Raw genomic sequence first — 13,908 nt, forward strand, 5'->3', positions numbered from 1 at the left:
CCGGAGGCCCCGTTCGTCACTGTCACCGCACAGGTCGTGCTCTCCGGTCGATCACATACCGTCCGAGTACGACATTCCGTCCGGCCGCAGGCTCGCCGTGAACGCCCGGCAGGCGTCGTACTCCGGCAGCAGGCCGGACTCGCGGGCCTGCGCCAGCGTCGGCGCGGCGGCGTCCCGGGCGGAGAGCTGCGGGGCCTCGGCCGGCCACTCGATGGCCAGGTCGGCGTCGAGCGGGTGCACCGCGTGCTCGCCGGTCGGGTTGTAGGTCGTCGAGCAGAGGTAGCTCAACGTCGCGTCGTCGGTCAGCGCGCAGAAGCCGTGCCCCAGCCCCTCGCTGAGGTAGACCGCACGCCGGTCGACGTCGTCGAGCCGGACGCCCTCCCACCGGCCGAACGTCGGCGAGCCGACCCGCAGGTCCACGATCACGTCCAGCACCGCGCCGCGCACGCAGGTGACGTACTTGGCCTGGCCGGGCGGCACGTCGGCGAAGTGGATGCCGCGCACCACGCCGCGCGCGGAGACCGACAGGTTGGCCTGGGCCAGCCGCAGCGGATGCCCGACCGCGTCGGCGAGGCGGTCGAAGCGGTACCACTCCATGAACAGCCCGCGCGGGTCGCCGTGCTGCTGCGGGCTGATCTCCCAGGCGCCCTCGATACCCAACTGCCGGACCTTCATCACAGTGCCACCATCGTTCGCGACTGCGGGGCTCGCAGAACCGGCTCACTCCTCGCGCTCACCGAGCCACCGCCTCGCCGTGCTTCTCCGCCAGCAGGCCGAGCAGGTAGTCGCCGTAACCGCTCTTGGTCAGCGGCTCGGCCAGCGCGCGCAGCTGGTCGTCGTCGATCAGGCCGGCCCGCCAGGCCACCTCCTCGACGCAGCCGATCTTCATGCCCTGGCGCTCCTCGATCACCCGGACGAACTCGCCGGCCTGCATCATCGAGGCGAAGGTGCCGGTGTCCAGCCAGGCGGTGCCCCGGTCCAGCACGGTCACCGACAGCTCCCCGGCCTCCCGGTACGCCTCGTTGACCGCGGTGATCTCCAGCTCGCCCCGGGCGCTGGGCTTGAGGTCGCGGGCGATACCCACCACCCGGTTGTCGTAGAAGTACAGGCCCGGCACCGCGTACCGGGACTTCGGCTTCTCCGGCTTCTCCTCGATCGACAGCACCTTGCCCTCGTCGTCGAAGTCGACCACGCCGTACGCCTCCGGGTTGGCCACCGGGTACGCGAACACCCGCCCGCCGACCGGGTCGCCGTGCGCGGCGAGCTGCCGGCCCAGGCCCGCGCCGTGGAAGATGTTGTCGCCCAGGATCAGCGCCACCGACTCGTCGCCGATGAAGTCCGCGCCGAGGACGAACGCCTGCGCGATGCCCTCCGGGCGGGCCTGGGTGACGTACTCCAGCCGCAGGCCCCACTGGCTGCCGTCACCGAGCAGCCGCTCGAACTGGGACTGGTCCTCCGGCGTCGTGATCACCAGGATCTCCCGCACCCCGGACATCACCAGGGTCGACAGCGGGTAGTAGACCATCGGCTTGTCGAAGATCGGCATCAGCTGCTTGGAGACCGCCCGGGTGATCGGCCAGAGCCGGGATCCGGTGCCACCAGCGAGAAGGATTCCACGCACCCGGGGAGACTACCTGCACCGGCGTCAAACGGACACCGGGGTCGCCGTCCCCCGGGGTCCGCGAGGATTCGCGTACACTTCCGGACCCGTGAGGATTCTCGTCACCGGCGGAGCCGGATTCATCGGGTCGGAGTACGTACGGATGCTGCTGGGTGTGCCCGGCGGCGACGCTGCCGGGGTGCCCGCCGTGGAGCCCGCCGCGGTGACCGTGCTGGACAAGTTGACCTACTCGGGCAACCTGAACAACCTCGCCCCGGTGCGCGAGGACGCCCGGCTGCGCTTCGTGCAGGGCGACATCTGCGACCCGGTCCTGGTCGACCAGGTCGTCGCCGATCACGACGTGATCGTGCACTTCGCCGCCGAATCGCACGTCGACCGCTCGATCGCCGGCGCCGCGCCGTTCGTCACCACCAACGTGCTGGGCACCCAGACGCTGCTGGACGCCGCGCTGCGGCACGGCACCGGCCGCTTCGTGCACGTCTCCACCGACGAGGTGTACGGCTCGATCGACGAGGGCTCCTGGACGGAGACCTGGCCGTTGGCCCCGAACTCCCCGTACTCGGCCTCCAAGGCCGGCTCGGACCTGCTGGCGCTGGCCTACCACCGGACCCACGGCATGGACGTGGTGGTCACCCGCTGCTCCAACAACTACGGGCCGTACCAGTTCCCGGAGAAGGTCATCCCGCTGTTCGTGACCAACCTGCTCGACGGCGGCACCGTCCCGCTCTACGGCGACGGCGGCAACGTCCGCGACTGGCTGCACGTGCACGACCACTGCCGGGGCATCGCCCTGGTGCAGCAGAAGGGCCGCGCCGGCGAGGTCTACAACATCGGCGGCGGCACCGAGCTGAGCAACAAGGAGCTGACCGGCCGGCTGCTCGAGGCGTGCGGCGCCGACTGGGACCGGGTGGTCCCGGTCGCCGACCGCAAGGGCCACGACCGCCGCTACTCGCTGGACATCAGCAAGATCAGCGCCGAGCTGGGGTACGCCCCGAGCATCGACCTGGACCGCGGCCTGGCCGAGACGGTGCAGTGGTACCGGGACAACCGGGCCTGGTGGGAGCCGCTGAAGGCGACCAAGGGCGCATGAGCCGAGTGCTCGTCACCGGCGCGGGCGGGATGCTCGGCCGGGACCTGCTGGCCGTGCTCGCGACCCGGCCGGACCTGAAGGTGACCGCCGCCACCCGCACCGAGCTGGACATCACCGACGCCGAGGCCGTCCACGCCGCCGTCGCCGGCCACGACGTGGTGTTCAACACCGCCGCGTGGACCGACGTCGACGGCGCGGAGCGGGACGAGGCGGCCGCCACCGCGGTCAACGGCGACGCGGTCGCGCACCTCGCGCGGGCCTGCGCCGCCACCGGCGCACGGCTGCTGCACGTCTCCACCGACTACGTCTTCCCCGGCGACGCCGAGCAGCCGTACGCCGAGGACGCGCCCACCGACCCGGTCAACGCGTACGGCCGTAGCAAGCTGGCCGGGGAGCGGGCCGTGGCCCGATTCCTCCCGGAAACCGGCTACGTCGTCCGTACCGCGTGGCTCTACGGCGCGCACGGGCCGAACTTCGTGGCCACCATGCTCCGCCTCGCCGAGCAGCGTGAGCAGCTCGACGTGGTCGACGACCAGCAGGGCCAGCCCACCTGGTCGTACGCGCTGGCCACCCAGCTGGTGGCGCTGGCCGACGCGGCGCTGGCCGGCCGCGCCCCGGCCGGGGTCTACCACGGCACCTGCTCCGGCCGGACCACCTGGTGCGGCCTGGCCCGCGCCACCTTCACCCTGGCCGGGCTCGACCCGGAGCGGGTGAGACCCACCACCAGCGACCGGTTTCCGCGTCCGGCCGCCCGACCGGCGTACAGTGTGCTAGGGCACGACCGCTGGGCGGCCGCAGGTCTTCCGCCGCTGCCGGACTGGCGTGACACGCTGTCCGACGCCTTCGACTCCCCCACTCCACCCGCCCCGTGGAAGGTCGCATGAAGCTCACCCTGGTCACCGGTCTGACCGGCCTGCTCCTGCTGGTCACCATCGTCGAGCTGCTGCGTCGCCGGCAGCTCCGCGAGAAGTACGGCATGCTCTGGCTGGCCGTACTCCTGATCGTCATTCCGCTGTCGCTGTTCCCCCGCCTGCTCGACAACGTGGCCGGCTTCTTCGGGGTGGTCTCCGGCGTCAGCCTCGTGCTCTTCCTCGGCATCGTCTTCCTGCTGCTGGTGTGCGTGCACCTCAGCTGGGAGGTCAGCGCCCTGGAGGAGGAGACCCGCACCCTGGCCGAAGACTTCGCCCTGCTCCGCGCCCAGGTCGACGCCGACCGCGCGGCCCGCACCGAATCAGCCCGAGACGAACTGGTGTCCCACGATGGTTAACGGCAAGCGCGTTCTGATCATCATCCCCGCGCTCAACGAGTCCGGCTCGATCGCCGACGTCGTCGGCGAGGTCCGCGGCGAACTGCCCGGCGTCGACGTGCTGGTGGTCGACGACGGCTCCACCGACCGCACCGCCGCGGTGGCCGCCGCCGCCGGCGCGCGGGTCGCCAAGCTGCCGTACAACCTCGGCGTCGGCGGGGCCATGCGGCTCGGCTACCGGTACGCCCGGGACAACGACTACGACGTCGCCATCCAGATCGACGCCGACGGCCAGCACGACCCGCGCTACGTGCCGAAGCTCGTCGACCTGCTCGACGACACCGACCTGGTGATCGGCGCCCGGTTCGCCGGCGAGGGCGACTACACCGTCCGCGGCCCCCGCCGCTGGGCCATGGTCATGCTCTCCGCCGTGCTCTCCAAGGTCGCCAAGACCAAGCTCACCGACACCACGTCCGGCTTCCGCGCCGCCAACCGGCGGGTGATCGAGATGTTCGCCGGCTGGTACCCGGCCGAGTACCTCGGCGACACCGTCGAGACGCTGGTGCACACCGCCCGCCGCGGCTACAAGATCCGGCAGGTGCCGGTGGCTATGCGCAAGCGGATGGCGGGCACGCCCAGCCACTCGCCCGCCAAGGCGATGATCTACCTCGGTCGCGCGTTCGCGGTACTCACGCTGGCGCTCATCCGCCGGTGATCCGCCGGCTGCTCCACCTCGTCCCGCCCGGCACCCTCGCAGTGGGTGCCGGGCTGGCCCTGCTCGGGCTGGCCTCCTACGTTCACCTCGCGGTGGCCGGGCACAGCCTCACCGAGGCCGACTACTCCTCCCTGTCGGTGCTCTGGTCGATCGTCTTCACCCTCGGCATCGGCGTGTTCATGCCCGTCGAGCAGGAGGTCGCCCGGGTCGTCGCCGCCCGCCGCAGCCAAGGGCTGCCGCCCGGTCCGGTGCTGGCCCGGGGCGCCGTCCTCGCCGCCGGGGTGCTCGCCCTGATGGTCGTGGTGATCCTCGCCGCGCACGAGCCGCTCACCGACCGGCTCTTCGCCGGCGACGCCGCCATGGTCACCGTGCTGATCGGCGCGCTCGTCGCCATGGCCGTCGCCTACACCACCCGCGGTGTCCTCTCCGGCCTGCAACTCTTCCCCTGGTACGGCGCCCAACTCGGCGTCGACGGCGGACTGCGGATCGCCATGGTCGCCGTGCTAGGGCTCGCCGGCGTCACCTCACCCCTGTGGTACGGGCTGGTGCTGGTGATCGCCCCGCTGGCCGGCGTACTGCTCACCCTGCCGCCGGTGCTGCGTGCCGCCGGCGGCGGCGTACCGGTCGCCTGGGGCGCGCTGCTGCGCGGCCTCGGCCTGCTCACCGTCTCCAGCCTGCTCTCCCAGGTCGTGGTGAACGTCGGCGTGATCAACGTACGGCTGCTCGACCCGTCGGACGTCGCCACCGCCGGAGCGCTGCTCTCCGCGCTGGTGCTGGTACGCATCCCGCTGTTCGTCTTCGCCTCCCTGCAGGCGTCGCTGCTGCCCGGCCTGGCCACCTCGGCCACCACCGGCGACCTGCGCGGCTTCCACAGCCTGCTGCGCCGGGCGCTCGGCATCGTCACGGCACTCGGCGTCCTCGGCGCGATCGGCGCGATCGCCCTCGGCCCCTGGCTGGTGGGCACCCTGTTCGACGCCGCGGACGTGCTCGGCCACGGCGACTTCGCCTGGCTGGCCGTGGCCACCCTGGCCTACCTGTGGGCGATGGTCCTCGGCCAGGCGCTGCTCGCCCTCGACCGGCACCGCGCCCAGGCCCTCGCCTGGACCGTCGGCGTGGCCGCCCTGGTCGCCGTCACGCTCACCCCGGCGTCGGTGGCGCTCCGCGTCGAGCTGGCCTACACGGTCGGCTCGGTCGTGGTGGCCGCCGCCATGGCGCTGCTGCTGCGCCGCCAGTCCCGCCCCACCCCCACCCCGACCCGGTCCCTCGACGACGCCCTGGCGACCGGAGTATCCGGAGGCATCCGATGACCCGCCCGCAGGTGACCGCGGTGATGCTCGCCTACGGCGCCGAGCCGTACCTGGTCGACGCCGCCCGGGCCGTGCTGGACAGCACCGACGTCGACATCGACCTGATCGTGGTCGACAACGGCTGCACCGGCGACGGCATCGACGTCGTCAAGGGCTTCCCCGGCGTCCGGGTGATCCGCCCCGAGGAGAACACCGGCTACTCCGGCGGCTGCCGGGTCGGCGCCGCCGAGGCCACCGGCGAATGGCTGGCCTTCGTCAACAGCGACGCCATCGTCGCCCCCGACGCCCTGGCCAAGGTCGTCGCCGTGGCCGGCGAGCCGGGCGTGGGCGCCGCCATGGCCTCCATCCGCCTCGCCGACAACCCGGAGCTGATCAACACCTCCGGCAACCCGCTGCACTTCACCGGGCTGTCCTGGGCCGGCGGCAACGGTGAGCCGGCCAGCGCCCACGCCGTCCGCACCACCGTGCCGTCGCTCAGCGGCTGCTGCTTCGTCATCAACCGGGCGCTCTGGCGGGAGCTGGACGGCTTCGCCGCCGAGTACCTCGCCTACCACGAGGACACCGAGCTCAGCCTGCGCCTCTGGCAGCGCGGGCTCCGGCTGGAGTACGTCCCGGACGCCGTCGTCCGGCACCACTACGAGTTCTCCCGCAACGCCCTCAAGCTCTACCTGGTCGAGCGCAACCGGCTGGTCACGCTGCTCACCGCGTACGAGACCCGGACGCTGGTGGTGCTCGCCCCGGTCCTGCTGCTCACCGAGGTGGCCATGCTCGCCGCCGCGCTCGCCGGCGGCTGGGTCAAGCAGAAGTTCCGCGGCTGGGGCTGGCTCTGGACCAACCGGGCCTGGCTGAAGTCGCGCCGCCGGCAGCTCCAGGACGAGCGGATCGTGCCCGACGGGGTCATCGCCGAGCTGATGACCGCCCGGGTCGCCCCGTCGAACGTCGACTCGCCTCCCGGCATGGGCGTCTTCAACGCCATTGCCGCCGGCTACTGGGCCCTGGCCAAGCCGCTGCTGCGCAAGCGCTGACCGTTTCAAAGGTGAACGGCCGTCCGGCAGCCGCCGGGCGGCCGTTCACGTGTGCGCGCCCTCGAACACCCGCCCCGAGGCACGTCCCCGCTCCGCCGGCTCGACGAACCCGACAGCGACAACCCACTCAACCGTCGGGGCGATGGCGCCTTCCCCGGCCGGGTCACGCGTCTCCGTGGCGCCACACGCCCAGCCGCTTCCCGGTCTCGCCAGCGGTCAGCGGCTCGTCGGCAGGGCACTTTCACGGAAAGAGTGGCTATTCCGCGCGGAATAGCCACTCTTTCCGTGAAAGTGCTTGGAGTTTGGGCGGACGTAGGCGCGGGGCCGGACGTGGGCGTAGGGGCGGGGTGATCGCGCGGGCGGCGCGGTGGGCGCGGCCCGGGGGGTTCGCGCGGACCCGGACATGCCGCGGGGCCGGGGAGATCCCCGGCCCCGACGACGCAGGTACCGCTACGCCTCCGGCGTCTCCTCCGGCTGGCCCTCCAGGTCCGCCGAGGCGGCCGAGGTGGTGGGCTTGTGCGCCTCCTCCGTCGGCACCGTCGGCGTCTTCGCCCGGCCGCCGGCCGGCGCGGCGTCACCCGCCGCGTCCCCGTCGAGCAGCGCGGTCAGCGCCGCTCCGGTGACCCGCCGGAAGGTACGCCCCACCCGGAGCCGGTCCAGGACCGCCACCTCCAGCTGGTTGGCGGCGATCGTCCGGGCCGCCCCACCCTCACCGCCGACGCTGCTCAACGCCTGCACGGCCGCCCGCACCGCCTCGCTCAACGTCATCTCCGGCCGGTGCTGCGCCTTCAACACCCCGGTGATCGCCTCGGCCTGACCGCCCATGGCCATCCGGCCCGGCTCGTCATTGACGGAACCGTCGTAGGTGATCCGGTACAGCTCGTCGTCCTCGGCGGTGGCACCCACCTGCGCGACGCAGATCTCCACCTCGAACGGCTTGGACTGCTCGGTGAAGATCGAGCCCAGCGTCTGCGCGAAGGCGTTCGCCAGCGCCCGGCCGGTGACGTCGCGCCGGTCGTAGCTCAGGCCGTTCAGGTCGGCCATCCGCACGCCGGCCCGGCGCAGGTTCTCGAACTCGTTGTAACGGCCGACCGCGGCGAAGCCGATCCGGTCGTAGATCTCGCTGACCTTGTGCAGGGCGCTGGAGAGGTTCTCCGCGACGAAGAGCACCCCACCCGCATAGCTCAGGACCACCGCGCTGCGACCCCGGGCGACGCCCTTACGGGCCAGCTCGGAGCGGTCGCGCATGATCTGCTCGGGCGAGGCGTAGAACTGCATGGCCACGGCGGCGGTTCTCCTTCGGGCGCTGTGCTGACGACTGGTGACTGTGAGGTGGGAGCTGGGCCTCAGCCGCCCGGGTTCTCCATCCGCGCGGCCACGACCGCCTCAGCGATCGCCGCCGTCTCGGCGTCGGTGAGCCGGTGGGTGCCATCGGCCGTCGCCGTCATCACCACCGGGTAGATCCGCCGGGTCAGGTCCGGGCCGCCGGTGGCGGTGTCGTCGTCCGCGGCGTCGTAGAGCGCCTCGACGGCGAGCCGGACCGCGTCGTCGATGGAGATCCCGGCGCGGAAGCGCTTCTTCAGGGCGGACTTGGCGAAGAGCGAGCCCGAGCCGATGGCGTCGTAGCCGGTCTCCGCGTAGGGGCCGCCGGTGACGTCGAAGCTGAAGATCCGACCGGCCGTCGCCGGGTCCTTCGCGGCCAGGTCGAAGCCGGCGAAGAGCGGCACGACCGCGAGCCCCTGCATGGCCGCGCCCAGGTTGCCGCGGATCATCGAGGCGAGCCGGTTGGCCTTGCCGTCGAGCGAGAGCATCGCGCCCTCGATCTTCTCGTAGTGCTCCAGCTCCACCTGGAACAGTCGCATCAGCTCGATGCCGATGCCGGCCGTGCCCGCGATGCCGACCAGCGAGTACGCGTCGGCCGGGTGCACCTTCTCGATGTCGCGCTGGGCGATCAGGTTGCCCATGGTGGCCCGCCGGTCGCCGGCCATCACCACGCCACCGGCGCCCGAGATGGCCACGATGGTCGTCGCGTGCGGCGCCAGGTCGGCGGCCATGCCCGGCGGCAGCGGCCGTCGGCCGGGCAGCATCTCGGGGGCCACCCTGCTCAGGAACGAGGTGAAGGAGGACGTCCCCGCGTTGGTGAACACATCTGGTAGACGCCCGGATGGATCAAAGCCCGCTGCCACGTGGTTCCTCTCAGGTACGTGATCGCCCTGGCCAGCCTCGTGGGACTGTCACGGAACTGGCCAAGACCACCGTTGCAGTTGAAGCAGAGTATCCCGCGCACCCATCCGGTGCGATGATCGTGGTCCAGGTGTTGCGGATCTTCGCCGCCGCAGATCGCGCAGACACCGCCCTGTTCGGCCAGGAGCTCATCGAACTCCTTCTGCCCCACGCCGTAGCGGCGGCGCAGGTGGTACTCGCGATTCCCACCGTAGAGACGCAGCTTGGTCTCCCGTGTGCGGGCGTTGTGACACGGCTTGCAGTAGGTGGCGTAGCCGGTGCTGTCGGAGCGGTTACGGGGGAAGTCGGCCACGGGCTTGACGGTTCCACAGTCGGCGCAGAAGCGGTGCCCTTCCCGGACTTCCCGCGCAGCCTTCACCTCCCGGCCGCGCTCGTCCCTCACCCGCTTGGCGTAGCTGGCCTTCGACCGCTCGTTAAAGCACGGCTTGCAGTAGCTGCCGCGACCACTGGGACGCTTACTGCTCGAACAGAACTCGTCGAGCAGCTTCCATTCCCCACAGTCGCGGCACCGGCGTCGACCGTCCCTATCATCCAAAGGAGCCGGCATGTCCGATTTAACCCTATATGTCTACTGACCGCCCTTTTGCACGTATCCGCGGACAAATTCCTCTGCGTTCTCCTCGAGGACGGAGTCGATCTCGTCGAGCAGATCGTCGACGTCCTCGGTGATCTCGGCGTGCCGCTCGGCAACCTCCGGGTTCGCCTCCGTGGTGACGTCCTCGATCTCCTCGCCCTGACGGGCCTTGCCCGACTGCGACTGCCCGCCGCTGTCACGAGTGGCCATGGCTGCCTCCTCCACGATCGTCTGCGATGAACTTACCTCGCCTGAGCGACGAAAAGCCCGCCGCGCGCCGGCTCGCGGCACCCGACGGGCGTACGTCGGCGGCCGGTCAGCCGCCGGTGAGCGTCTCCAGCAGGTCCTTGGCGCTCGCGCACCGGTCGAACAGCGCGCCGACGTGTGCGCGGGTGCCCCGTTCCGGCTCCATCATCGGTACCCGGACCAGCGATTCCCGGCCGACGTCGAAGATCACCGAGTCCCAGCTGGCAGCCACCACCTCGGAGGCGTACTGGGCCAGGCAGCGGCCCCGGAAGTAGGCGCGGGTGTCCTCCGGCGGCTGGACCATCGCGGTGCGGGTCTGCTCGTCGTCGAGCAGCGTCTTCATCGACCCGCGGGACACCAGCCGGTGGTAGAGGCCCTTCTCCGGGCGTACGTCGGAGTACTGCAGGTCGACCAGTTGGAGCTTGTGCGAGCCCCAGCCGAGCTTCTCCCGCTCCCGGTAGCCTTCCAGCAGCCGCAGCTTGGCCACCCAGTCCAGCTCGTCGGCGCAGAGGAACGCGTCGCGGCCGAGCCGGTCCAGCACGCTCTCCCACCGGTCCAGCACGTCCGTGGTCTGCTCGTCGACGTCGTCGCCGTACCGGTCGTCGACAAAGGACCGGACCCGCTCCAGGTACGCCCACTGGACGTCGAGGGCGGTCAGCCGGCGGCCGTCGCGCATCCGCATCAGGTGCTTCAGCGACGGGTCGTGGCTGACCGCGCGCAGTTCGCTGACCGGGTCGGCGATGCCCAGGTCGGCGCCGAGCGCCTTCTCCTCGATCATGGTGAGGATCAGCGCGGTGGTGCCGAGCTTGAGGTAGGTGGAGATCTCCGAGAGGTTGGCGTCGCCGATGATGACGTGCAGCCGCCGGTACTTGTCGGCGTCGGCGTGCGGCTCGTCCCGGGTGTTGATGATGGGCCGCTTCAGGGTGGTCTCCAAGCCGACCTCGACCTCGAAGAAGTCGGCCCGCTGGGAGATCTGGAAACCGCTCTGGCCGCCGTCCTGGCCGATGCCGACCCGGCCGGCGCCGCAGACGATCTGCCGGGTGACGAAGAACGGCGTCAGGTACGCCACGATGTCGGCGAACGGGGTCTGCCGGCGCATGAGGTAGTTCTCGTGCGCGCCGTAGCTGGCGCCCTTGTTGTCGGTGTTGTTCTTGTAGAGGTGGATCGGGTGGGTGCCCGGGATGGTGGCGGCGCGGCGGGCGGCCTCGGCCATCACCCGCTCCCCCGCCTTGTCCCAGCGCACCAGGTCCAGCGGGTTGGTCACCTCCGGGGTGGAGTACTCGGGGTGGGCGTGGTCGACGTAGAGCCGCGCGCCGTTGGTGAGTATCACGTTGGCCAGGCCGAGGTCCTCGTCGGCGAGCGCCTCGGCGGGGTCGTACGCGGCTCCGGAGTAGGTGAAGCCGCGGGCGTCGCGCAGTGGCGACTCCTCCTCGTAGTCCCACCGCGCCCGGCCGCCACGGTTGAGTTCGGGGCGCGCTCCGTAGGCGTTGACCACCTGGGAGGAGGTGACCATCGGGTTGGCTCCGGCCTGGCCGGGCACGGAGATCCCGTACTCGACCTCGGTGCCCATGATCCGTCTTACGCTCATCGACCTACCCGCTTCGCTCGCCCGACCCGGTCCCCCGTCACGTCGAGCGTAGTCCGCCTCAGGGCGCAGGGGGGCACGCCGGCACAGGCGGCTCGGGTGTCGCGGGCGGGGCGCCGGGCACGGGGGGCGGCTCGGAGGGGAGCACGTCGCAGTCGGGAACGGTGAGGGGGACGAAGCTGATCCGGTGGCGCAGCGACCGGTCCTTCCTGATCAGCCGCTGGACCCGGCGTTCGGCGCGGGGGTCGGCGGTGACGAAGCGGATCGGCCCGGAGACCCGCCGGACGATCTGGTCGGTGCGTTCGGGTTCGAGGAAGTCCAGGTTGTATACGCCGGGTTCGGTGCGCGCGGTGGTGCCGTGCAGGGCGTCGACGCAGAGGGTCTCGACGTAGCCCCGGTAGGGGCCGCGGTCGAGGACGATGGTGGTGGTGTCGGGCAGGTCGGGGTACCGATGCACGGCGGCGGCGCAGACCCAGGCCTCTTTGGACGGCAGGTGCAGATCCTGGTGCACCCACCGTTGCGTCCAGGTCCGCTCGTTGGCGACGAGCAGGCTGGGGTGCCAGCCGGTGACGCCGCAGAGCGTCACGGCGACGGCCATGACGACCACGCCGGTGAGGACGCCGGCGACGGTGGTCGCGACGCCGCGCCGGGACCGGCCGGGCCGGGGTACGGGCAGCAGCCGGACCACGGCGGCGGCGCCGACGACGAGCAGCGCGGTGGCCAGGTGGGTGGATTTGATGAAGTAGTAGCCGGGCTCGACGCCGGAGGTGGTGTTGTACTGGGCGATGCCCAGCGGCAGGGCGACGCCGATGGCGGCGACGAGCAGCCAGCGCCGCCAGGTGGGATCGGCGCGGCGGACCTGGACGAGCAGGGCCACCCCGACGATGCCGCCGAGCCAGATGAGGGCGCGCCAGGCTTCGGTGCGGGCCTCGATGCCGCCGTTGACGGCCAGCGCCTCGGTCTGCTTGGCACGGAGCACGCCGAGCAGCGGGGCGACCAGGGCGATGGGGGCGGTGAGGAGGCCGACGGCGAGCACGGTGGGCCAGCGGCGCAGCGCCTCCCGGCGGTGGCCGAGCACCCAGCAGAGCACCAGCACGGCGGCGGGCGGGAGGAACAGGTAGTAGGTGAAGCCGATGGCCACGAGCAACGCGGCGAGCAGGACGACCTGTTCGCGGGTGTTGGCGAGCGGCCGGCCGACCAGCGCGGCGAGCAGCACGGTGAGGGCGAGCCCGAGGATCTCGGTCGGGTAGCCGGAGACGATCAGGCGGGGCAGTTGGGTGCCGAGGATCAGGGCGCCGACGACGACGGTGAGCACGATGCGGTGCAGCGGGTGGACGGGTCCGGCGATGCGGTGCGCGGCCCAGAGCAGCACCAGCACGAGGAGCCCGAAGCTGGCCATGAGCCAGCCGGCGTAGTGGTCGACGGCGGCGGGGCCGCGGGGCGCGGCGCCGACGGGGGCGAGGAAGCCGTCGAGCAGGGCGGTGACCAGGTGCCAGCCCTGGGGGTAGTAGAGCAGTTGGGAGAGGATCTGGTCCTTGGCGGCGGCGGGGTCGACGAAGGCGTAGCCGCCGAGGCGGCCGACGACGTCGAAGAGGGCCAGGTGCCGCCAGTTGTCCTCGCCGCGGGCGAGGATGGTCAGCTGGTCGGCGAGGTCGGTGGCGCGCTGCCAGGGCGCGGCGAGGTACGTGAGCATCGCGGCGGTGCCGGCGACGGGGAACAGGTCGACCGAGCCGGGGCGCGGCAGGCGGGGGCGGCGGCGCAGCGCGGCGGCGGCGAGGACGACCACGGTGAGGGCGAGGCCGGTCAGCGGCACCGGCCGCATGCCCCAGGGCCAGACGGCGAAGAGCAGTCCGCCGGCGGTGGCCGCGCCGAGCAGTAGGGCGAGCGCGAGCACCAGCCGGTCGAGCAGGGTACGGCCGCCGCGCAGCACGCTGGCGGTGGCGAGCAGTACGAGCGGCGGCAGCAGCCAGCCGCCGTGCAGGGCGTGCGTGGCGGCGGGTACGGCCCAGGCCGCCACGAGCGCCGCGAGCACGACCGGGACCCGTCGCCAGGGGCGCCGGGTCGGGGCGGGCGGGTGCGCGTCCCCGACCGCCGTGGTGGGCGGGTCGACGACGGTGACCTCGGACGACACGAAGCTCCTCGGACGGTCGGCGGCGGTGTGCGAAGTCTACCGACGAGTCCGGCATTCCACTCCCTGGGGACGCATCGCCCAGGTGAACGTGTCGTGACATGCGAGGAAGCCCCGCGGCGCGGGC

Annotated in this window: 14 protein-coding genes; 6 read left to right on the forward strand and 8 right to left on the reverse strand. The window is 72.0% G+C overall.

Features of this window, described 5'->3' with window-relative positions; genetic code table 11:
- Positions 1 to 51: 51 nt before the first annotated feature.
- Together KBX37_RS13520 and rfbA are read right to left on the reverse strand one after the other, a co-directional pair.
- The gene (locus tag KBX37_RS13520; RefSeq protein ID WP_210776248.1) at positions 52 to 675 is read right to left on the reverse strand and encodes a dTDP-4-dehydrorhamnose 3,5-epimerase family protein; all 624 of its coding nucleotides are present in this window, start codon (positions 673 to 675) and stop codon (positions 52 to 54) included.
- Between the two features lie 58 nt (positions 676 to 733).
- Positions 734 to 1,621: a glucose-1-phosphate thymidylyltransferase RfbA gene (gene rfbA / locus KBX37_RS13525; protein WP_210776249.1), complete on the reverse strand. Its 888-nt coding sequence runs from the start codon at positions 1,619 to 1,621 to the stop codon at positions 734 to 736.
- Positions 1,622 to 1,709: 88 nt separating this feature from the next.
- On the opposite strand from rfbA, the gene rfbB reads away from it, so the two are divergent.
- Genes rfbB through KBX37_RS13555 form a run of 6 tightly spaced genes read left to right on the forward strand, consistent with a single transcriptional unit; the run spans position 1,710 to position 7,004 of the window.
- The gene (gene rfbB / locus KBX37_RS13530; protein WP_210776250.1) at positions 1,710 to 2,711 is read left to right on the forward strand and encodes a dTDP-glucose 4,6-dehydratase; all 1,002 of its coding nucleotides are present in this window, start codon (positions 1,710 to 1,712) and stop codon (positions 2,709 to 2,711) included.
- Positions 2,708 to 3,595, forward strand: coding sequence for a dTDP-4-dehydrorhamnose reductase (gene rfbD / locus KBX37_RS13535; protein WP_210776251.1), 888 nt, complete (start codon positions 2,708 to 2,710; stop codon positions 3,593 to 3,595). Before rfbB ends, rfbD begins: the two co-directional genes overlap by 4 nt.
- Complete coding sequence (locus tag KBX37_RS13540; protein WP_154937316.1) at positions 3,592 to 3,978, forward strand: DUF2304 domain-containing protein; 387 nt, start codon at positions 3,592 to 3,594, stop codon at positions 3,976 to 3,978. The genes rfbD and KBX37_RS13540 overlap by 4 nt, the downstream gene beginning before the upstream one ends.
- Positions 3,971 to 4,672, forward strand: coding sequence for a glycosyltransferase family 2 protein (locus KBX37_RS13545; RefSeq protein ID WP_088962295.1), 702 nt, complete (start codon positions 3,971 to 3,973; stop codon positions 4,670 to 4,672). Before KBX37_RS13540 ends, KBX37_RS13545 begins: the two co-directional genes overlap by 8 nt.
- Positions 4,669 to 5,979 carry a polysaccharide biosynthesis protein gene (locus tag KBX37_RS13550; protein WP_307849059.1) on the forward strand — a complete coding sequence of 437 codons (1,311 nt, stop codon included), beginning with the start codon at positions 4,669 to 4,671 and terminating at the stop codon, positions 5,977 to 5,979. Before KBX37_RS13545 ends, KBX37_RS13550 begins: the two co-directional genes overlap by 4 nt.
- The gene (locus KBX37_RS13555; RefSeq protein ID WP_210776252.1) at positions 5,976 to 7,004 is read left to right on the forward strand and encodes a glycosyltransferase family 2 protein; all 1,029 of its coding nucleotides are present in this window, start codon (positions 5,976 to 5,978) and stop codon (positions 7,002 to 7,004) included. Before KBX37_RS13550 ends, KBX37_RS13555 begins: the two co-directional genes overlap by 4 nt.
- Before the next feature lie 450 nt (positions 7,005 to 7,454).
- Here KBX37_RS13555 and prcA read toward each other — a convergent pair whose 3' ends face one another.
- From prcA to KBX37_RS13585, 6 genes are all read right to left on the reverse strand, one after another.
- Entirely contained in the window at positions 7,455 to 8,288 is an 834-nt protein-coding gene (prcA, locus tag KBX37_RS13560; RefSeq protein ID WP_210776253.1) for a proteasome subunit alpha, read from the reverse strand.
- A gap of 62 nt (positions 8,289 to 8,350) precedes the next feature.
- Positions 8,351 to 9,190 (reverse strand): proteasome subunit beta, encoded by an 840-nt coding sequence (gene prcB, locus KBX37_RS13565; RefSeq protein WP_210776254.1) that lies wholly within the window; start codon positions 9,188 to 9,190, stop codon positions 8,351 to 8,353.
- Entirely contained in the window at positions 9,109 to 9,630 is a 522-nt protein-coding gene (locus tag KBX37_RS13570) for an endonuclease VII domain-containing protein (protein WP_307849060.1), read from the reverse strand. The genes prcB and KBX37_RS13570 overlap by 82 nt, the downstream gene beginning before the upstream one ends.
- Positions 9,631 to 9,816: 186 nt before the next feature.
- Positions 9,817 to 10,032, reverse strand: a complete 216-nt coding sequence (locus tag KBX37_RS13575; RefSeq protein WP_074477166.1) for a ubiquitin-like protein Pup — start codon at positions 10,030 to 10,032, stop codon at positions 9,817 to 9,819.
- A 106-nt stretch (positions 10,033 to 10,138) separates the two neighbouring features.
- Positions 10,139 to 11,656, reverse strand: coding sequence for a depupylase/deamidase Dop (gene dop / locus KBX37_RS13580; RefSeq protein ID WP_088962300.1), 1,518 nt, complete (start codon positions 11,654 to 11,656; stop codon positions 10,139 to 10,141).
- A 58-nt stretch (positions 11,657 to 11,714) separates the two neighbouring features.
- Positions 11,715 to 13,784 (reverse strand): hypothetical protein, encoded by a 2,070-nt coding sequence (locus tag KBX37_RS13585; protein ID WP_210776256.1) that lies wholly within the window; start codon positions 13,782 to 13,784, stop codon positions 11,715 to 11,717.
- Between the last annotated feature and the right edge of the window lie 124 nt (positions 13,785 to 13,908).

It is taken from the genome of Micromonospora sp. U56, assembly GCF_018070095.1.
Lineage (GTDB): Bacteria > Actinomycetota > Actinomycetes > Mycobacteriales > Micromonosporaceae > Micromonospora > Micromonospora purpureochromogenes.